Origin of the sequence: Jiella soli (assembly GCF_020615385.1) — a bacterium.
Classification (GTDB): domain Bacteria; phylum Pseudomonadota; class Alphaproteobacteria; order Rhizobiales; family Rhizobiaceae; genus VKMB-3413.
This window is the reverse complement of sequence record NZ_JAJAVB010000026.1, coordinates 18,620-36,711: the sequence shown is the minus strand read 5'-3', so window position 1 is coordinate 36,711 and position 18,092 is coordinate 18,620. Positions and strand designations below refer to the sequence as shown.

Annotated in this window: 14 protein-coding genes; 5 read left to right on the top strand and 9 right to left on the bottom strand. The window is 64.5% G+C overall.

Features of this window, described 5'->3' with window-relative positions; translation table 11 throughout:
* Nucleotides 1–164: 164 nt before the first annotated feature.
* Genes LH400_RS18260 through LH400_RS18245 form a run of 4 tightly spaced genes read right to left on the bottom strand, consistent with a single transcriptional unit; the run spans nt 165 to nt 5,691 of the window.
* Nucleotides 165–935: a class I SAM-dependent methyltransferase gene (locus LH400_RS18260; protein WP_229154529.1), complete on the bottom strand. Its 771-nt coding sequence runs from the start codon at nt 933–935 to the stop codon at nt 165–167.
* A 28-nt stretch (nt 936–963) separates the two neighbouring features.
* Nucleotides 964–2,535 (bottom strand): glycosyltransferase family protein, encoded by a 1,572-nt coding sequence (locus tag LH400_RS26405; protein ID WP_229154527.1) that lies wholly within the window; start codon nt 2,533–2,535, stop codon nt 964–966.
* 22 nt (nt 2,536–2,557) lie between these two features.
* A complete protein-coding gene (locus LH400_RS18250; protein WP_229154525.1) occupies nt 2,558–3,949 on the bottom strand; it encodes an HlyD family type I secretion periplasmic adaptor subunit in 1,392 nt (463 codons plus the stop codon).
* Nucleotides 3,949–5,691 (bottom strand): type I secretion system permease/ATPase, encoded by a 1,743-nt coding sequence (locus LH400_RS18245; RefSeq protein WP_229154523.1) that lies wholly within the window; start codon nt 5,689–5,691, stop codon nt 3,949–3,951. Before LH400_RS18245 ends, LH400_RS18250 begins: the two co-directional genes overlap by 1 nt.
* Nucleotides 5,692–5,794: 103 nt before the next feature.
* Here LH400_RS18245 and LH400_RS18240 point away from each other — a divergent pair, with 103 nt between their 5' ends.
* Complete coding sequence (locus tag LH400_RS18240) at nt 5,795–6,973, top strand: class I SAM-dependent methyltransferase (RefSeq protein ID WP_229154521.1); 1,179 nt, start codon at nt 5,795–5,797, stop codon at nt 6,971–6,973.
* A 2-nt stretch (nt 6,974–6,975) separates the two neighbouring features.
* Complete coding sequence (locus tag LH400_RS18235) at nt 6,976–8,136, top strand: acyltransferase family protein (protein WP_229154519.1); 1,161 nt, start codon at nt 6,976–6,978, stop codon at nt 8,134–8,136.
* Here LH400_RS18235 and LH400_RS18230 read toward each other — a convergent pair.
* The 4 genes from LH400_RS18230 to LH400_RS18215 form a co-directional block, all read right to left on the bottom strand.
* Nucleotides 8,118–8,594 carry a GtrA family protein gene (locus tag LH400_RS18230; protein ID WP_229154517.1) on the bottom strand — a complete coding sequence of 159 codons (477 nt, stop codon included), beginning with the start codon at nt 8,592–8,594 and terminating at the stop codon, nt 8,118–8,120. The two genes, LH400_RS18235 and LH400_RS18230, sit on opposite strands and share 19 nt — an antisense overlap.
* Entirely contained in the window at nt 8,591–10,642 is a 2,052-nt protein-coding gene (locus LH400_RS18225) for a hypothetical protein (protein WP_229154515.1), read from the bottom strand. The genes LH400_RS18230 and LH400_RS18225 overlap by 4 nt, the downstream gene beginning before the upstream one ends.
* Complete coding sequence (locus LH400_RS18220; protein ID WP_229154513.1) at nt 10,639–11,655, bottom strand: glycosyltransferase family 2 protein; 1,017 nt, start codon at nt 11,653–11,655, stop codon at nt 10,639–10,641. Before LH400_RS18220 ends, LH400_RS18225 begins: the two co-directional genes overlap by 4 nt.
* A gap of 165 nt (nt 11,656–11,820) precedes the next feature.
* A complete protein-coding gene (locus LH400_RS18215; RefSeq protein WP_229154511.1) occupies nt 11,821–13,002 on the bottom strand; it encodes an acyltransferase family protein in 1,182 nt (393 codons plus the stop codon).
* Between the two features lie 332 nt (nt 13,003–13,334).
* Between LH400_RS18215 and rfbC the strand changes: the two genes are divergently transcribed.
* Genes rfbC through rfbD form a run of 3 tightly spaced genes read left to right on the top strand, consistent with a single transcriptional unit; the run spans nt 13,335 to nt 15,855 of the window.
* Nucleotides 13,335–13,922 carry a dTDP-4-dehydrorhamnose 3,5-epimerase gene (gene rfbC / locus LH400_RS18210; RefSeq protein ID WP_229154509.1) on the top strand — a complete coding sequence of 196 codons (588 nt, stop codon included), beginning with the start codon at nt 13,335–13,337 and terminating at the stop codon, nt 13,920–13,922.
* Nucleotides 13,919–14,977 carry a dTDP-glucose 4,6-dehydratase gene (rfbB, locus tag LH400_RS18205; RefSeq protein WP_229154508.1) on the top strand — a complete coding sequence of 353 codons (1,059 nt, stop codon included), beginning with the start codon at nt 13,919–13,921 and terminating at the stop codon, nt 14,975–14,977. Before rfbC ends, rfbB begins: the two co-directional genes overlap by 4 nt.
* Entirely contained in the window at nt 14,974–15,855 is an 882-nt protein-coding gene (gene rfbD / locus LH400_RS18200) for a dTDP-4-dehydrorhamnose reductase (RefSeq protein WP_229154506.1), read from the top strand. The genes rfbB and rfbD overlap by 4 nt, the downstream gene beginning before the upstream one ends.
* A gap of 50 nt (nt 15,856–15,905) precedes the next feature.
* On the opposite strand, the gene repB is transcribed toward rfbD, so the two are convergent.
* A complete protein-coding gene (gene repB / locus LH400_RS18195) occupies nt 15,906–17,000 on the bottom strand; it encodes a plasmid partitioning protein RepB (protein ID WP_229154504.1) in 1,095 nt (364 codons plus the stop codon).
* Nucleotides 17,001–18,092: the final 1,092 nt, after the last annotated feature.

The following is an 18,092-nucleotide window of genomic DNA, read 5'->3' as shown; positions in this document are numbered from 1 at the left end:
TGCCGGCCTTGCGATGCGTGGCGGCAAGCGATCCCAAAAGGAAACAGCCCGATTTGCAGGCCGTTGCCGTTGAAGGGGTTGGCTCTTGCCTCTCTCGGAAAGGCGAGGCGTCATGGCATTCGCCCGGATCCTGGGTCTGGGAAGAAGCGGCCGAAGGACGACGCTCAGGTGCGGGCGGTTTCGGGGTGCGAATGGGCTGCAGACTTTTGCTGCGCGATGAGCAGCTTGGTTCGGATCGTGAGCGCCTCGCCCAGATATGCGAAAGTTCGCCGGATCGCTTCGGTCGTGGTTGGATCGAGCGAGGCTGTGGTCAGCGCGTTGAGGACGGAATTGTCGGTCCGGCCTTTGATCATGACGCCGAGCCCGAAGCCGTGCAGAAACTCGAAGCTGTCGTTCTCGGCTGCAAGCTCCGCCCAGAGGCGGTAAACCCCGAAATCGCGGGTCCGCACATTGGTGTCGTGGAAGAGGATGAGGCCGCCCTCGGAAACCTTCGGCAGCCAAGTCTGATAGTCGTGGGCCACCGCGTCATAGGTGTGCAGCCCGTCGATATGGAGGAGATCAATCGACCCATCGGCAAAGCGGGGCAGCGCCTCGTCAAAGGTCGAGCGGACGAGATGGGCAAAGTCGGCGTAGCGCGCGGCGACGTGTTGGGAGAGGTCGGTGAAGATGTCGTCGCCGTAATACCCGGCGTGCGGGTCGCCCTGCCAAGTGTCTACGGCATGGCAGGCGGTCCCGGTCTTCAGCTGCTTGGCGGCCTGAGCGAAGGCGCAGAATGACACGCCGGTATGGGTCCCGAGCTCCACCAATTGCCGCGGCCTGAGCTTGTCGATCAGCCAGAAGGCGAAAGGCGCATGCTCCAGCCAGGCCGAAACACCGATCCGTTGGGGCGCTTGGAACAGGACGGGCGAATAGAGGAAGGCAAGATCGTGGGTCATGGGATTCTCCTCGATAGGATGTCCGTCCCTACCCGACCAGGGGAAGCCGCGCCATCCTGCCCTGTCGCTCATCCTCGAGCGCGTCGTGTCGGTCGAGCAGGCTGCGATACCAGTTCGCCTCGCGCGCAACGTGATGCACCCTGAGGCGCGTTGCGGCGATCTCGTCGTAGGCGGCCCGCACGAGCCGGGCCCGGAGGTCTGCATCCTCGATTAGTGCGGCGAGGCCGTTTGCCAGCGCCTCGTGCGAACGATAGACGAGGCCGGTTTCGCCGTCGCGGATCACCTGCTCGTAAAGCACCGGGCTCGCCAGGATGGCAACTCCGTAGGCAGCGCACTCGATGAATTTGAGATCGCTCTTGCAGCGGTTGAAGAGTGTGTCTCCGAGCGGCAGCCACGCGATGTCCGCCTTCGCCAGGAGCGCCTTATAGCCCTCATAGGGCAGGAGCGGATGGAATCGCTTGTCTTGCGCCTCCAGCGCATCAAAGAACTCGCGGTCGAAGACGACGTCGACGGCGAGCGTGGTGGCTGGATAGCGCTTTAGGACCTGGTTGACGGCCGCGATCTCTGGTGCCCAGTCGTCCTTGCGGTTGAGCGCGGCGAAGAGGAGCCGGAGCGGGCCTTTTCGGTCCTCCACCGGGTGGAAGGTCGGCAGCGTCTCGATCTGGTTCGGCGAGACGAAGACGTTGGCATTGAACTCGCGCAGGATGGCCGCGAGCGTCTCGGTCGAGGTCCGCACGGCATGTGGCGCGCGAAAGTTGAGATAGCCGCTTTGCGCAATTGCCGGCCAGCGCATCGGATGATCGTCGAATTCCAGCACGAACAGGTGATGGGTCGAGATGATCTGGTCAATCGCCGGTCTCGCCGCGTCGGTTAGGATTGGGCGTTGCCAGATGAAGATGTCATTCTTCGTTCCGTCCGACGCGCGCCGAACGGCGGGCTTCGGAGCGAGAGTGCTGACGGCAAAGTCAGGCAGGCTGGCAAGGGCTGCCAGAGGGCCGGCCATGCGAACGATCGCCATGGCGTCTGGCTTTGATCCGAGCGTCATGCCGGTCACGGTGATCGGGCGCCCCTGCCTGGCGCGCGGCCGGGTCTGGGCGAGGAAGGCAGCCGATGCGACCTGATCGGCGAGCGCCTGGGGCTCAAGGCCGAGGCGTCGCCCGAAGGGGACGAGCGCCTCGGCCGCGGTCTTGGCGGCCTCCCTGTCGTCGAAGATCGACCGGATTTTGGCGAGCCGAAGCCCGGCGGACCCGACAGCCTGCTGCAGTTCGTCGCGGCTCAACCCGGGATCGCTTCCGGTAGGCGCGGCCTCTCCTGAGAACCAGGCTTCCAGCCGGCGGTAATGGCGGCGGTTGGCTGTGAAGACGACGCAGCATCCCTCCGACGTCAGCCGGGGCGCGAGCGCCTTGAGACGGGCCGCGAGGTCGTGCCCGCCGATGAGGAGCACAACGTCGGCGCTGCCGCTCGTCTCCGGCCCGAAGATGACGAGACCGGGATGGCGCGCTTGAAGCGCTGCGAGGCAGTCCGCGTCCGGCTCGAGGTCTGCGAGTATACGTTCGGCCTCGAGTGGCAGAAACGTCGATATCGTATTCTGATGGTTCACGGCCCGCTGCCGGTCCGTTCGCTTAGCCGACAAAGGCCTTCTGGCCCATATCCCAATAGGGATCCACCAGATATTGCAGGAAGGTCTGCTGATCGAGCTCGAAATAGACCGTGGCGAGGTTGCCGGGGACGATGTCGCCATATTGGGCGATCGATTCCGGGTCGAGCTTGGCGCGCACCGTATAGTAATAGCGGCCGGTGCGCTGGTCCTGCTCGGAGTCCGAGGCGACGTAGGTGACGTTCCCGTCGAGCATCAGGCGGGACTTGGTCCGCTCGCGCGACTGGAATTGGACCGAAACGTGCTGGCCGAGAACGACGCTGTCAATATAGCGCGGCTCCACTTTTGCCTCGACATAAAGCGGCACGTTGCTCGGGAAGATCTCGAACAAAGGCTTCCCGGCTCCGATTACTTGATTCCTCGTGTTGACCGCGACATTGGTGACGATGCCGGCGACAGGCGCGCGCACATCAGACCGGTTCGCCATTGCCCTATAGGATCGCATCTTTTCGGTCAGCTGCGAGATCTCCGCTTGCAGCTTCAGAATCGTGTCCGCAATCTCGTTCTGGCGCTGCGAGAGGGTCCGGTTGAGCTGCTCGCGCGACTCGTTGATCGTCGAGCGCTTATCGTCGATCTGGATAAGGGTCTGGCGTAGCTGGTCCTGGTCCGATGCGAGCTGACGCTTTAGTGCGAAGTTGCGGTCGCGTGTGGTCAGCCCCTTCTTCATCATCTGATCGGAGAGATCGACCTCATTCTGGGTATCGGCGATGCGCTTGATGCGCTCCTGGCGCAGCTTCTCGAGACTATCGACTAGCTGAGTGTTGGTGTTGATGCGCTCGGTAAGAATGCTCTTGAGGGCAGCAAGCTCCTGGGTTTTAGACGCGAACTCCTTCCGTTGGGCGATCGCCGCCTCGGCAAGGTCTGGATCGTTCTTGATGCGCGCTTCTAGGTCTTCCGGCCAGACGATTTCCTCATCACCGCGCTGCTCGGTGAGAAGTCGGACCATCTGGATGCGGTCAACGTCGCGCTGGCTCTCGGCATTGGCGAGCGCGACCGAAGCATTGGTAACGTCCATGCGGGCGAGCAGGTCGCCAGCTTTCACCTTATCGCCCTCACGGACAAAGACCTCTTCGACGATGCCGCCTTCCAGATGGTCGACGACGCGATTTTTGCCTTCGGCGACTAGCCGGCCTTCGCTCATGAAGGCGCCGCTGATCGGCACGGTCACAGCCCAGACGATACCGGTCCCGACCAAGAGAAACAGGATGGCTAAGAGCAGCCGCAAGCGGATTGGCAGCTTCAGTGGCACCTGGTGATGCCAGGCATGGTAGAAAGGCCCGGCCGCCGCCGCGCCGCCGCCAGAAAGGGCCGCGGCGCGTTCATTGGGGGCGGTGGTGAGAGATCGCTTATTTGCCATCAGGAACCTGCGTTAACGGCCGGGACCGATCCGTCTTTTTGCTCGATTGCCTGGCGCTTTTGTGGTTGCTGCTGGACCGCGGCGGGCTTGACAACCTTTGGCAGGACCTCGTTGCGCGGGCCGAAATTGTCGATCAGGCCGTCCCGCATGACCAGGACCTTGTCAGCCACCTGAAGAAGGCTTGGACGCTGAGTGACGAGCACCACGGTCGCGCCCCGCTTTCTGGCTTGGCCGATTGCCTGCATCAGAAGGTGGTCGCCCTGTTGGTCGAGATTGGAGTTGGGCTCGTCGAAGAACAGGAGCTTGGGATTGCGATAGAAGGCCCGGGCGACAGCGAGCAGCTGCTTCTGGCCCCCCGAGGGCGCGAACGCACCGCGGCCGAGCGGCGTGTTATAGCCCTGCGGAAATCTCAAAATAAGCTCGTGGATCCCGGCCTGCCGGGCCGCGGCAACCACTTCTGCGTCGTCGCGCTCAGGATCGAAACGGGCGATGTTATCCGCGACGGTGCCGGGGAGGAAATCGACGCTCTGGGGCACATAGCCGATATGCCGACCAAGTTGCAGCCGATCCCATTGCCTGAGGTCGGCACCGTCGAGACGGATCGTACCCGAGGCCGGCGCGAGTGCTCCGACCATCAGACGCAGGAGCGTCGACTTGCCTGCGCCGCTGGGGCCGATGATCGCGATGCTCTCACCCGCCTGGAAGCCGAAGGAAATCCGCTTGATGATCGGCTCACTCTGACCGCTCATGCCATAGATCAGCTTTTCGACCTGGATTGCTCCTGCCGGCTCCGGCAGAGCTGTCCTTTCTGGCTCCATATAAAAGCCGGTCAACGCGTCACGGACCCGCTTGTGCGACTCCCAAGCCGTGGTGAGAGAACTCCAGGAACCAACAAGGCCATCGAGTGGCGCCAGTGCTCGCCCACCGATCATCATGCAGGCGAAGACGACGGTGGAAGATATGTCCCCCTCAATCGCCAGGAAGGCGCCGAAGCCCAGAATGGCAGACTGCAGCGAAAACCGTAGAAATTTCGAGACGCCGCCGTAGAAAGCGCCAAGCGATTGCAAATCGATGAACGAGGTAACAGCCCGTGCGTTCGGAACACCCCAGCGGTCAAGCGCGATCTTTTGGAGCCCCAGCACCCGCACAGTCTCGGACTGTTCGATATGCGCCTGGAGGACGCGATTGGCGGCCCGCGAGGCATTGTTCTGCGCCTCGACACCACTCTTCATTACGCTTTGCTGAACCAGTGCCAGCAGAACCATCAGAGCCATGCCGGCGGTGATCATCAGCCCCATCGTCGTGTCGACCAGATAGAGAATGGCCATGAAGAGCGGGATGAAGGGCGCCTCAGACACGGCTGCAAGCGCCCGCGATCCAACGAAGGAGCGAACTTGGCGGACATCCTGTAGAAGTTCCAGGCCAGACGAGGAGTCGCGGCCTGCGTCCATGAAATGGGAATAAACGATAGGGCCTGACAGAAGCGCCTCATAGCGCGCCGCGACCCGAGCGAGGATCGACTGGCGAAGGCCGTCGAAAATGCCATAGAGCACATATGCAATGAGGGCGAGCACCGACAGTGCCAAGAGCGTTTCGACGCTGCGGCTTGGCAGAACGTGTGTGAATACCTGCGTCATGTAGAACGGCAGCGCCAGCATCAGGATCGTCGTGATCGCCGATATGGCCAAAATGCCGATCAGCGAGCGGCGAAAGGCCGAGACGGCTTGGTCCAGTTCGCTCAAGGAAAACCCTTAACCTTTTCTGCCGCGGAGGCGCTCCTGCCCCCACGCCCGTTGCTAGGCAATATCATGGACTTGCGTCCTATGGTATCGCAAAGACAGTCTGATGATCGCAAGAGTGCGCTGCATGCTTAATGTCGATACGTCTTTGCCCGGTGACTGCCTCGCCACATCCTACGAGGTATTGGAGGGCTGGTTCGAAGGCACAGGCGAGCTCTTTCATGTTCGTCTCGATGGACAGGAGATGGCGCATCAGAGCGTGCCGCGTCCCGATCTTGGCGAAGCGGGACAAGGATTTCGTGTCTATCTCGACATGACGAAGCTCGTCGGTCGGGTGGCCGGTTCTGCATGTCGGCTCGAGATCGTGCAAGGGGGCAAGGTGGTCGCCGAAACGGCGCTCGCCATCGCGGACGACCTGCCAAAGCGGATGATCGAGGCAAAACAATGGAAGGCGGACAAGCGCCGCTGGCTGCTGCAACATCTGCGCCTGCAAAATGACGGCGCCGGGCCGGTCTTGAGCGAAGGCTGCAACACCTTGCGCTTTTCCGAGGGCGGAGTGTCCTTCGATCAGGCGGGCCATGGCGCCCTCAACCTGCTTGAGCCGAGCTTCGGCTTTTCGGGCCACTTGTCTGCCAAGGCGGACGGCGTGTCGGCGCATCCCTATCCCTCGCTCCTGGAAGACATGCTGGCGGCGGAGCGGCGGGATGGCTTTATGGCGCTCGACTTCGGCGCCGGCTTCAAGCGGATCGAGCGGCCCGACGTCGTCTACATGGAGATCTTCGATTATCCGTCATCGGATCTTCTCGCCGTCGGCCAGGCCCTGCCCTTCGCCGACGAGACGTTCGACATGGTCATCACCCTCGCCGTGCTCGAACATGTCGACGACCCCTTCGCTTGCGGCGGCGAGATCCTCAGGGTCCTGAAGCCCGGCGGCGTCGTCTTCTCGGGCATTCCCTTCATGCAGCCCGAGCACGGCTATCCCGACCACTATTTCAACGCCACCCGCTCCGGGCACCGCCGGCTCTATCGCGACGAACTCGACATCGTCTCGCATACGGTCGACGACCATCAGCATCCGTTCCTGTCGCTGCAGTGGATCCTGCGTTCCTATCTCCTCGGCCTGCCGGAGGAGGCGCGCCGGCAGATGTCGGCGATGACGGTCGACGAGCTGCTGCGGCAGCGCTACTGGGCCTCGCGGCGCGAGCCCTTCATCGCCGAGCTCGGTGAGACCGCGCAATGGGAACTCGCCTCGGCCACCACGCTCGTCGGACGCAAGAAGCCTTGAGCATGAGCGCCTTCGTGCCGGCGTCGCGCCAAGCGCCACCGCAAGGGGCCGCGGGCGCGCATGTCCCCGCGCTCGACGGCTTACGCGGCCTTGCCGCGATCATCGTGGTGGTCTCGCATCTGGCCGAGGCGACCGGGCTCGGCGGGAGCTTCTTCCAGAAGGGCGGCGGCCAGATTGGGGTGATGATCTTCTTCGCCCTCTCCGGCTTCCTGATGGCGCATGTCTACTTCGGCACGGCGTTCAGGCCGGCGACGGTCTACCGTTTCGCCGTTGCCCGCTTCGCCCGGGTGGTGCCGTTGTTCCTGGTGATCGTCCTCGCCTCCTTCGCGGTGACGGCCCTGTCGGGGCCCGGCCTGCCCCGGGCCTATCTCGTCGATGCCGGCAACATCGCCGACCATCTCCTCCTTCGCAGCGGTGTCAGCGTGCTCTGGACGATCCCCGTCGAGATCCGGTTCTACGCGCTGTTTCCGATCTTCTGGCTGCTCTACCGGCTGGAAGGCCGGCTCGCTGTCGCCACCGTCGCCGTGCTCGTTGCCGCCTATTTCACGCTGCCGCCGGGCGCGATGCCGGTGATGAAGCTCGGCCATTACTTCCTGATCGGCATCGGTGCCTGGTTCGCCTGGCAGGCCCTGTCCGCCCGCCTGTCCGAAGTGCGGCGCCGCCTCGTCGGCAATCTCGGCGTCGGCCTTGCAGCCGCGGCGCTTCTCTGCCTCTTTCCCCTGCCCTTTGAGGCGCTGTTCGGCCATGTGCCGCGGATGTGGTGGGAGCCGCAGATCGCGGCCGCGATCTTCGTCCTTCTTTCGAGCGTCGGCGCAAGTCCCCTCGCCCACCGCATGCTCGCCAGCCGCCCCTTCCGCTTTTGCGGCGACATTTCCTACGCGCTCTATCTCACCCACATGCTGACGATCATGAATCTGGAGCCCGTGCTCGCCCCGCGCGAACACCCGCTCCCGTTCTTTGCGCTTACGCTTAGCCTTGCCCTCCTCCAGTCGGCGCTGATCTACCGGATCTTCGAGAGGCCGACCCGCTTCGCGATCCGGTCGGCGCTGGTTCCGGGCCGGAATATCCGGCTCGTCCGGATGGCGGCGTCGCGTCTCCGCCGCGCCGACCACGAGCCGAAGGACGAGACCGGCGCGCCGTGCCGTCACCTGCGGTCCGGATAAATCGCTTCCGTCTCGGCGTGCGCCGGCGGCTGCCTCGCGCCGAAGGTCCAAGTGCGATTGAGGACGAAGACGACCGGCGGCACGAGGCCGATCATGACCGGCAGGCTGTAGAGATAGGAGAGCTCCAGCCTGTCCACGATGACGAAGATCGCCAGGCTGTTGAGGCCGAAGCCGATCAGGCTCACCACGGCGAATTTGGTGAAGCTCAGCCAGCTGCGGGAGCCGGCGCCGAAGGTCCAGCGATAATTGCCGAGATAGGAGACGACGAGCGCGCAGGAGAAGGCTAGGCTGTTGGCCAGCATCGGACGCACCCCCAGCCCGCCGACGAAGGCGACGAAGAGGATGCTGTGGAACAGGGTGGCAAATCCCCCGACGAGACCGAACTTGGCGTATTGGAGAACGGGCGGCGGCACCCGGCCGGTCAGGCGCCGCACCGCCTCCTTCGATCGCGGGCTCATGGCGCCTCGAAGCGCGGATCGATCCATCCGGCCTTCCGTCCGTCCGCGCCGGGATGGAGCACGATGGTGAGCGGCCCCTCCCCTTCCGGCAGAGGCAGCTCCCCTTGGCTCTCCCCCGCCTTCAGCATATAGCGTTTGCTGGTGCCCGCTCGCGTCATCTCCACCATTGCGGTTCCAGCATGGCCCTCCCGTTCGTCGAGCGCCGCCGAAAACTGCCAGCCGGGCGGAACGTCAAGCGTGTGGCGTACGGCTCCGTGCGCCTCGATCACCAGCCGGGTGGACAGGGTGTCTCCGGGACTGCGGACGGAAAAATCGATGGCACCGGGATTCTCCGCGCTCAACTGGCTGTAGCGGTCGATCAGCCGCATGGTCCGGCGCGGCGTCTGCCGCGGCACGCGCAGTTCCAGAACGTGGAAGCGCCGGTTGAGCCATTCGGTGTGGTAGTTCGAGGCGAGATAGTCGGCGAGCGGCACGAGGCTCGGGCGGGTCGACAGCATCTGGCCGACATCCTGCACCACGACGTCCGGCGGGTTCGCCTTCAGATCCGAAATCACCGCCGCGACCTCTTCGACCGTTGTCTGGGGCTCGAAGTAGGTTAGCCGTGAGGCGTGAGCGTCGGCGAAAGCGTAATAGATCGGGCGGACGGGGAAGCTGAAGATGGTCTTGTGCGGATGTCGAGCGAGAAAAGCTCGGACATTGGCGAGCTCGCGCGCGGGTTGGTAGCCGAATTGAACGCCGCCGAGGAGCTGGCCCTGCGGTTCCCGCGAGAAGGCAACGTCGAGGCCGTAGCGGAAGGAATCATAGGACATCGGCCAGAAGACCGCGACCATTGCCACCGCGCCGGTAAGCCCCGCCGCAATCCCTTGCCAGGACGGCAAGGGCGGCAAGGGCCGCGGGTCCTCTGCCATCATCCGGGCGATGAGGCATAGAAGCGGCGGCGCGGTAAGCAGCGCGCTCGAGGAGATCAGAATTCCGGCGGCGAAGATGCCGAGAATCAGGATCGATGCCACCGCGGCATAGGCGACCCGCTTTGGCGCCACGCGAAGCCGCGGAAGGAGCGCGACGGCAAGCGGGGTGAGGACGACGAGTTCGGAGATCGAGAAGGTCAGGTGCAAATAGTCCGACCGCCCGAGCGCCGAGATCATCCGAAGTACTGCGAAGCTCAGAAAGGCGAGTGCAGCGGGCCGTGAGAACAGGCCGGAAAGGACGAACAGCACAGCCACCAGCGCGATCTCTGCGAAGAAGACATAGTAGAGGAGATTGTCGAGCGACAGGGCCGGATAGGGAAGGTCCATGCCTCCCGGCTGGATCAGCAGCGCATAGGGCAGGGTGTAGTAGAGATAGGAGCCAAGTGGCATGCCGGCGGCCACGAGCGCGGCGATGCCCGCGACGATTACGGCGAGCGCGACGGCGCCGACGATCACGAGGCGCGTCATCCGGGCGGCGATGGCGTCGCGCCGGGCGATCAACTCGACGCAGAAGACGACGAAGGCAAGGAGGATGAAGACCTCCTGCCCCACCCAATAGGTGAGGCCGAGGAAGACGCCCGTCAGCGCCGGCCAGACCTGTTTCAGCCTGCCGGGGGCGTCCAGCTGCGTCATCACATAGGCAGCGAGTGCCAGCGTCGGGACCGCAGTCCGAACCTGGAAGATCGGCGTCATCAGGAGGAAGGTCGCGGCGCTGAAGAGCGCAATCGCGACCGAAGCCCGCCCCAGAAGCACGCGGCTTGCCGCCAGCGCCAGGAAGAAACTCGCTAATGGCTGAAAAACCTGTGCCTCCAGGAGAAGCGCAAAGGCAGTCGAGTGGAAACTCTCGCCAAAGATCCGCTGGACGGCCGCCATGTAGTAATAGGGGCCAGGCGTGCGGAAATGGATGAAGTCCCTGATGAAGATCTCGCCATGGCTGATCCAGCGGGCGAAATTGAAGAACAGCGCATTGTCGCCGAAGTTGAACGAATAGATCGCCTTGCCCCAGGCGAACATTGCGCCGAGGGCGAGGATCGCCGGAAGGACAAGCGCGGCGACCGTAACGCGCCAGGCATTGGTCACGGGGCGGCCTCTTCGCCGGATGCAAGAGCGGCGGGATCTTCGCCCGAGGGTTCGTGGAGCGCGCGCACGATGTAGATCGGCCGCTGCTTGGTCTCGATGAAGATGCGCGAGAGATATTCGCCGATCGCGCCGAGGCTGAGCATGGTCAGGCCGTTGAAGAACATCACCGTGACGATCAGCGAGGCATAGCCGGGCACGTCGATGCCGAAGATCAGCGTGCGCAGGACGACGGCGACGGCGTAGATCATGGACAGCGAGGCGGCAGCCGCGCCGACATAGCTCCAGATCCGCAAGGGGATGGAACTGAAGGAGGTGATCCCGTCGAGGGCGAAGTTCCACAGCCGCCAGTATTTCCACTTGGTCTCGCCTGCCGCGCGGGGCGGGCGGACATAGGTGAGCGTCGTCTGGCGGAAGCCGACCCAGGCGAACAGACCCTTGTTGAACCGCGTGCGCTCGGGCAGGGCGCAGATGGCGTCGACCACCTTGCGGTCCATCAGCCGGAAGTCGCCGACATTCTTCGGGATCTCGATGTCGGTAATCTTGTTGGTGACATAGTAAAACAGGGCGGCGGTCAGCCGCTTCATCGCCGTGTCGGTGCGCCGCTCGGAGCGGGCGGCATTGACCACCTCGAACCCCTCCCGCCACTTCTCTAGCATCGCGCCGACCAGCTCCGGCGGATCCTGGAGATCGGCGTCGAGCGGCACCACGCAGGCGCCCCGCGCCGCCTCTAGTCCGGCGGTCAGCGCCGCCTCCTTGCCGAAATTGCGCGACAGGTCGATGATCCTCAGACAGGACATCGTCTTCTGGCGCTCAAGCAGCAGAGTAAGCGTCGCGTCTGTGCTGCCGTCGTTGACGCAGATTACCTCGCAGGGCTCGTCGAGATCGGCGATGATCGCCTCCAGCCGGTCGCAGAGGCCGGCGATGCATTCTGCCTCGTTGCGCATCGGAATGACGAGGCTGAGGAGCGGGGCCGGCATGGATGTGGGCTGAAGCGGTCCGATTGCAGCCAACATCTGTTCCTCCGCTATATTCGGGCGGGGGCATGCGTGAGTTGCGTATCCGCCATCATGGTTATGCCTGATAGCATCTCCATCAACTCGACGTGAAGCAGCCGCCAGCCTTTCTTTGCCTGGTCCGGTGGTTTTCCAAAGAATTGCGAGCGTGGGCGGAGTTCGGCCTCAAAGAGGACGCGGCGTTCCTCGATCGCTGCGAGGCCGGGCGGGGGTGAAGGTCGTCAGGCGTAAGACGTCCACTCCCGTGCGCGCCTGCACGAAGGCACCTGCCGCGGCGAAGGCCCGCTCGGCGGCCAGCGCCGCAAGAAGCGGTCCTATTAGTCCGGCGAACAGATAGATCGGCCACGACCGGCCGACGTCGAAGATCGTGAACACGTTGACGTTCCCGGCTTCGAGATAGCCAAGTTCGACCAGGACGAGATTGATCGTTGCCGCCGCCGTCAAATGCCAGGTCATGATCGTCTTGCTCCTGCGTCCCATCAGGCGCGTCCATCGTGAGGTGCTTAGCGCTTTGGCAAGGCAGATCACCATCGCGATGCCGAGACCGGAATGCACAAGGGTGGCGATGGTCCCGCCGGGATACTGGCTGAGCGACATGATGAACGGACTGAGCCGCAGGACAACCAAGGCCGCATAGAGGAAAAGTGCTGCGGCAAGGGGCGACGGAACGGCATTGAGGACTGGTCGAAGGAACCGGGCAAGCGGGTTCTGGGTCAGATAGCCGAACAAGCAGAAGGCTGTCGCGACGGCGACATGAGAGAGGAGGTTCCACGGCCATGCCTTGGTCGCGGCGAAGGCGAAAAAATGGACGCCGGTCCGCGCCCCCAGGAGAGCGATCCCGAGGATCAGGACGGTCGCCGGAACCGGCGGCAGTCGCGAAGCGGCTTTCAGGATCAAGGCGCTCATCGGCCGGGCCAGGAACAGCGCGAGGATAAACCAACCGATGACGAAAAGATGGACGTGTTCGCTGTTGCGCGTGACCGGCCATAGGAAATAGGTGCGCCAGTCGAGCGGCGAGGATGCGGCGATCGCCATTCCCGCCGGTTGGAACACGGCGCGCGTGAGGGCGGCCAGGATCCCAAAATGCAGCACGGCGTAAAGAAGGAGCGCCCGGCTGTCGCGCATGATCAGAGAAAGGATCGGTGGTTCCCGCCTGAGGGTCATGCCTGACAGGAAGAAGAACAGCGGCATGTGGAATCCGTAAGCGTTGATCACCAGCGGGCCGATCGGATTGATATGACCGAACACGACGAAGGCGATACCGATGCCCCGTGCGGCATCGATCACGTCACGGGAAAGAAGGGGGTCGCCGGAGGCGCTTAACCGGGGTGTGAAAATGGCCTGCATGATCTGTCCGTTCTGGCGCCCTTGCGCGGCGGCCAGATCGTCCGGCTCGGCGGGACCGGCCGTTGCGGCAGCCGGAAGAGCAACGCGTGGCTCCATTCGAACGTCGCGGCCCTCCCCTTGGATGCATCGGCCTTACCTTCTTGCAAAGGGAATGCTTGTGCTGGTCGCAGATCTTTTCCAATCCTGCCACGCCTTGGCTCTGGGAAATGATGCCGAGGAGGGGTATCGGGACCGGGAAAGATCGCGATATGGCCGGATGTCGCATCCCTTCGCGACCTCTGGCCGACCCGCTCCGGGCGGCTGGGGCGTTCGAAACGAGCATGAGGTAGGACATGGCGGCCGGACTAGACGTTGAACATCTGGCGATCCCGGAGGTGTTGGTCGTGACGTGCCGGCGCCATGGCGACGACCGCGGCTTCTTCTCCGAGACCTACAATCGGGACCGCTTTCGTGAGGCCGGCATCACCATGGACTTCGTCCAGGACAACCATGCCTATTCGGCCGAGAAGGGCACGGTGCGGGGCCTGCATTTCCAGACACCGCCCTTTGCCCAGGATAAGCTGGTGCGCGTCGTGCGTGGGGCGATCCTCGACATCGCCGTGGATCTCAGGACCGGTTCGCCAACCTATGGCCGGTATGTCTCGGCGGTCATCTCGGCCAAGGCGTGGAACCAGATCCTCGTCCCTGTGGGCTTCGCCCATGGCCTTGTGACGCTCGAGCCAGATACCGAGGTCCTCTACAAGGTCTCCAACGTCTATTCGCCCGAGCACGACAAGGGCCTTCTCTGGAACGATCCGGCCCTCGGGATCGACTGGGGCTTGGCGGAAGAGGAAGCGATCCTGTCCGCCAAGGACAAGACTCAGCCCCGCCTTGCCGATCTGCCTGCCTATTTCTCCAGCGACAAGGATCAGTCCCGGTGAAGGTTCTCGTTACAGGCGGCGCCGGCTTCATCGGCTCGGCCGTCATCCGTCTTCTCGTCGGCGAGCTCGGCGTGTCGGTCGTCAATCTTGATGCCCTCACCTATGCCGGCAATCTCGACACGGTGGCGCCGGTCGCCGACCGTCCCGGCTACAGCTTCGTCAAGGCCGACATCCGCGACGGCGCGGCGCTGGCCGAGATCTTTTCGGCCGAACAGCCGGACATGGTCATGCATCTGGCCGCCGAGAGCCATGTCGACCGCTCGATCGACGGGCCAGCCGCCTTCATCGAGACCAACGTCCTCGGCACATACCGGCTGCTCGAGGCGGCCCGAGCCTATTGGTCGAAGCTTCCCGCCGAGCGGCGCGAGGCCTTTCGCTTCCACCACATCTCGACCGACGAGGTCTACGGCTCGCTCGGGGCCGAGGGCCTGTTCACCGAGACGACGGCCTATGCGCCGAACTCGCCCTATTCGGCCTCCAAGGCATCCTCGGACCATCTGGTGCGCGCCTGGCACCACACCTACGGGCTGCCGGTCGTCACCACCAACTGCTCCAACAATTACGGCCCCTACCACTTCCCCGAAAAGCTCATTCCTCTGACCATCCTCAACGGTCTGGAGGGCAAGGACCTGCCGGTCTACGGCACCGGCGAGAACGTCCGCGACTGGCTGTTCGTCGAGGACCACGCCCGCGCCCTGTGGACGGTGGCGACCAAGGGCCGCCTCGGCGAGGTCTACAATATCGGCGGTGAAGCTGAGCGCACCAACATTTCCGTCGTGCGGGCGATCTGCGACCTTCTCGACGAGCTCGCCCCGAGCGGGCGCCCGCACCGCGAGCTGATCCGCTTCGTGACCGACCGGCCGGGCCACGACGTCCGCTACGCCATGGATATCACCAAGGTCTCTAACGAACTCGGCTGGCGGCCGCGGGAAAGCTTCGAGACCGGGCTCGCCAAGACCGTCGCCTGGTATCTCGCCAACCGGCCCTGGTGGGAGGCGATCCGGTCGCAGAGCTATCAGGGCGAACGGCTCGGCCTGAAGGGGGCGGAGAAATGAGCGATCTCCTCCTCGCCGGCGCGAAGGGTCAGCTCGGCATCGAGGTCGAGCGCGCGGCGCGGGACGCGGGGATGAGCCTTGCCGCCTTCGACCGCTCCAGCCTCGACATCACCGACCGGGCCGCGGTGATGGCGGCAGTCCGGGCCTCGGGCGCAAAGCTCGTCGTCAACGCCGCCGCCTACACCGCGGTCGACAAGGCCGAGAGCGAGCGGGAGGCGGCCTTCGTCGTCAACCGCGACGGCGCTGCCCATCTCGCCGAGGCGGCCGCAGATGCGGGGGCGGCGATCGTCCATGTCTCGACCGACTACGTCTTCGACGGGTCGAAGATCGGCGCCTACCGCGAGGACGATAAGGTGGCGCCGCTCGGCGTCTATGGCGAGAGCAAGCTCGCTGGCGAGGAGGCCGTGCGCCGGCTCTGCGGCGAGCATGTGATCCTGCGCACCGCCTGGGTCTATTCGCGCCATGGCCAGAACTTCGTGAAGACCATGCTGCGGCTGGCGCGCGAGCGCGAGGCGCTGCGGATCGTCGCCGACCAGACGGGTTCGCCGACGGCCGCCGGTGATCTCGCCGACGCGATCGTCGCGATCGCGCGTTCGCATCTTGCTGGCGCGATGCCGGCAGGCGGCTTCGGCACCTTCCATGCCGCCGGCGGGGGCGTGACCAATTGGTGCGACTTCGCCCGCGAGATCTTCCGGCTGTCCGAGCCGTTCCTGCCGCGCGTCCCGACGGTCTCGCCGATCACGACGGCCGACTATCCGACGCCGGCGCGGCGCCCGGCGAATTCAGAGCTGGACTGTGCGAAGCTGAAAGCCGTCCACGGTATCGCCCTGCGGCCTTGGCGGACGGCGCTGGCCGACGTGCTGCGCGAGCCGCTGTAGCCGGCCACCCCAATCCTTCCCTGGGCTGCGGCCGCCGGGGCGGCCCTTTCCTATCGCTCTGCGGCCTCGTCCGGACCCTCGGATTTTTCCGCCCTCTCCATCTCATAGTCGGCGTGAAGGTTGGCGAGACGCTCGGCCAGGAAGTCCGCAAAGCCGTCCGCGGCGCCGAGGTCCAGACGCATGCGTCCGCCACGGACCGCAGTAAGGCGCGCAATTTCGCGGCCGTCGGCGGCAAGGATGCTGCGCGCCGGCCTCTTGCCTTCCTTTGCGCGGCTGCGGGGGCGAAGGCGCGCATGCAATCGGCGGAAGCGTTCGTCGGAGCCGGCGGCGACAAAGCCGGTGGAGCCAATCTCATCCTGCGCCTTCGCCCGTCCCGCGTCGCTCATGAGATAGTCTGCGAGCTCCAGCCAGCGCGGCCGCCCGGCCTTTGGGGCCGGCCCGATCGCCCGGGCGATATAGTCCGGGACCCGTTCGGCTACCTGGAGGAGCCGGCTCATCTCGGCCTTGTCGACGGCGAGCGCGGCCTGCGCGACGGCGCGCTCAAAGCCATAATCGGTAAGCCTCTTGGCGAAGATGGCACGCTCGATGAAGGAGAGGTCTCGGCGCTCAGCATTTTCCTTTCCCTGGGCGAGCACCAAGGCGGCGTCATCGAGTTCGCGGATGATTGCCCGCACCTTTTGTCCCAGCGCCGCGGCGGCGGCGATGCGGCGATGGCCATAGGCAGTCTGATAGACACCGCGCCCCGCCTTCTCGGGGTCTTGATGCGGACGCACCAGCACGGGCACCTGCTGGCCGGTCTCGGCGATCGAGGCTTTCAGCGCCTCGAAGGCCTCGTCGAGCCCAATCTCCTCACCGACCCGCGACAGACGGTCTGCGACTGGGGAGGGCTCGATCTTGACGGTATCGAGTTCCACGACGCGTTCGCCGGCAGCGATTTCGGCGCGCAACGCTCGAGCGGCCTCGGCGTCGCGGGCGAGCGTGCCGAGGGTCAGCCCCATCGCCTTCACCGCGCCGGAGGGCACGCGTGCCAGGGGCCCAGCCGGCGGCCGGTCGTCGCTCGCCGGGAGTGCCGGTGAGGGCTCGGCCGTCTCGGCGGCGCCCTTCTGGGCGGTGAGGAGTTGGCGCAGGTGATCGCGTCGTTTCATGCGGTACTCCCGATCGGTCTGCGTGAGTCCTGCCAGCAACAGGAACCTGCCCTCAGGCGGTCAGGAAGCGGGCTGAGGAAAGCGGAGTTGTCAGCTGACAACCGATCCCGTTCTGTTGCGTCGGAAGGTTTGGAGACACGCTCTGCGGTTCGTCTTAGGTCCTTTGCTCGTCGAAATGCCACCGCTGACAATCTTGCCTCCGTCCGCTCAGCTCGAAGGTCGAACTCAATCTGGCGCCACGCGCCTTCCGCGATGGCCGATCCGCCGCCCCAGTTGTCAGCTGACAACTGGGACGGCTTTGCTGCGCCCCGGTCTACCCGGGCGCCCTGGGAGGCTTGATCCAGATGGGTGGCAATCGGGCCGTTAATGGTAAGTCCGATCGAGGAGTTATCAGCTGACAACTTGCCTCCCCTCCAGGGTTCAAGATGAAAGCCTGGGCTTCTGAGGATCGGCTTGCGGTGACGCTCGATGGGCATCCGGTTGGCAGGGTTGTCAGCTGACAACCGACCTCGTCCTGTTGCGTCGGAAGGTTCCGAGACGCGCTGCGCGGTTCGCGTTTGCTTCTCTGCGCGCCAGAAACTTGCCGCTGACAACTTTGCTTCCGTCCGCTCAGCTCGAACGTCAAACCCGAGCTGGCGCCACGAACCTTCCGCGGTGGCCGATCCATGGACCCAGTTGTCAGCTGACAACTCCGGTGGCTTTCCTGCATTCAGGACTAGCCCGGCGCCCCCGGAGGCCAGATCGACGGGGGTGCCGATTGGCCCCCTGATGGTGGGGCGGATGGCAGAATTGTCAGCTGACAACCTATCTGTCGTCCCGGGCTTGAGGCGAAGGCCCGGGCTCCTAAGGGTCGGCTTGCGGTGATGTTTGATGGGCATCCTGTCGGTAAGGTTGTGAGCTGACAACCGCCGCTTTTGTTCTGTTGCGTCGGAAGGGTCCAAGGTGTGAGCCGCGGCGCGGCTTCCGCCCCTTGCCTGCCAAAATCTGGCCGCTGAGCTCCTTGCCTTGGTCCGCTTGACCCGAAGATCGCATGTGATCCGGCGCCATAAGTTTCTCGGGACAGCCGATTTGCAATTCCAGTTGTCAGCTGAC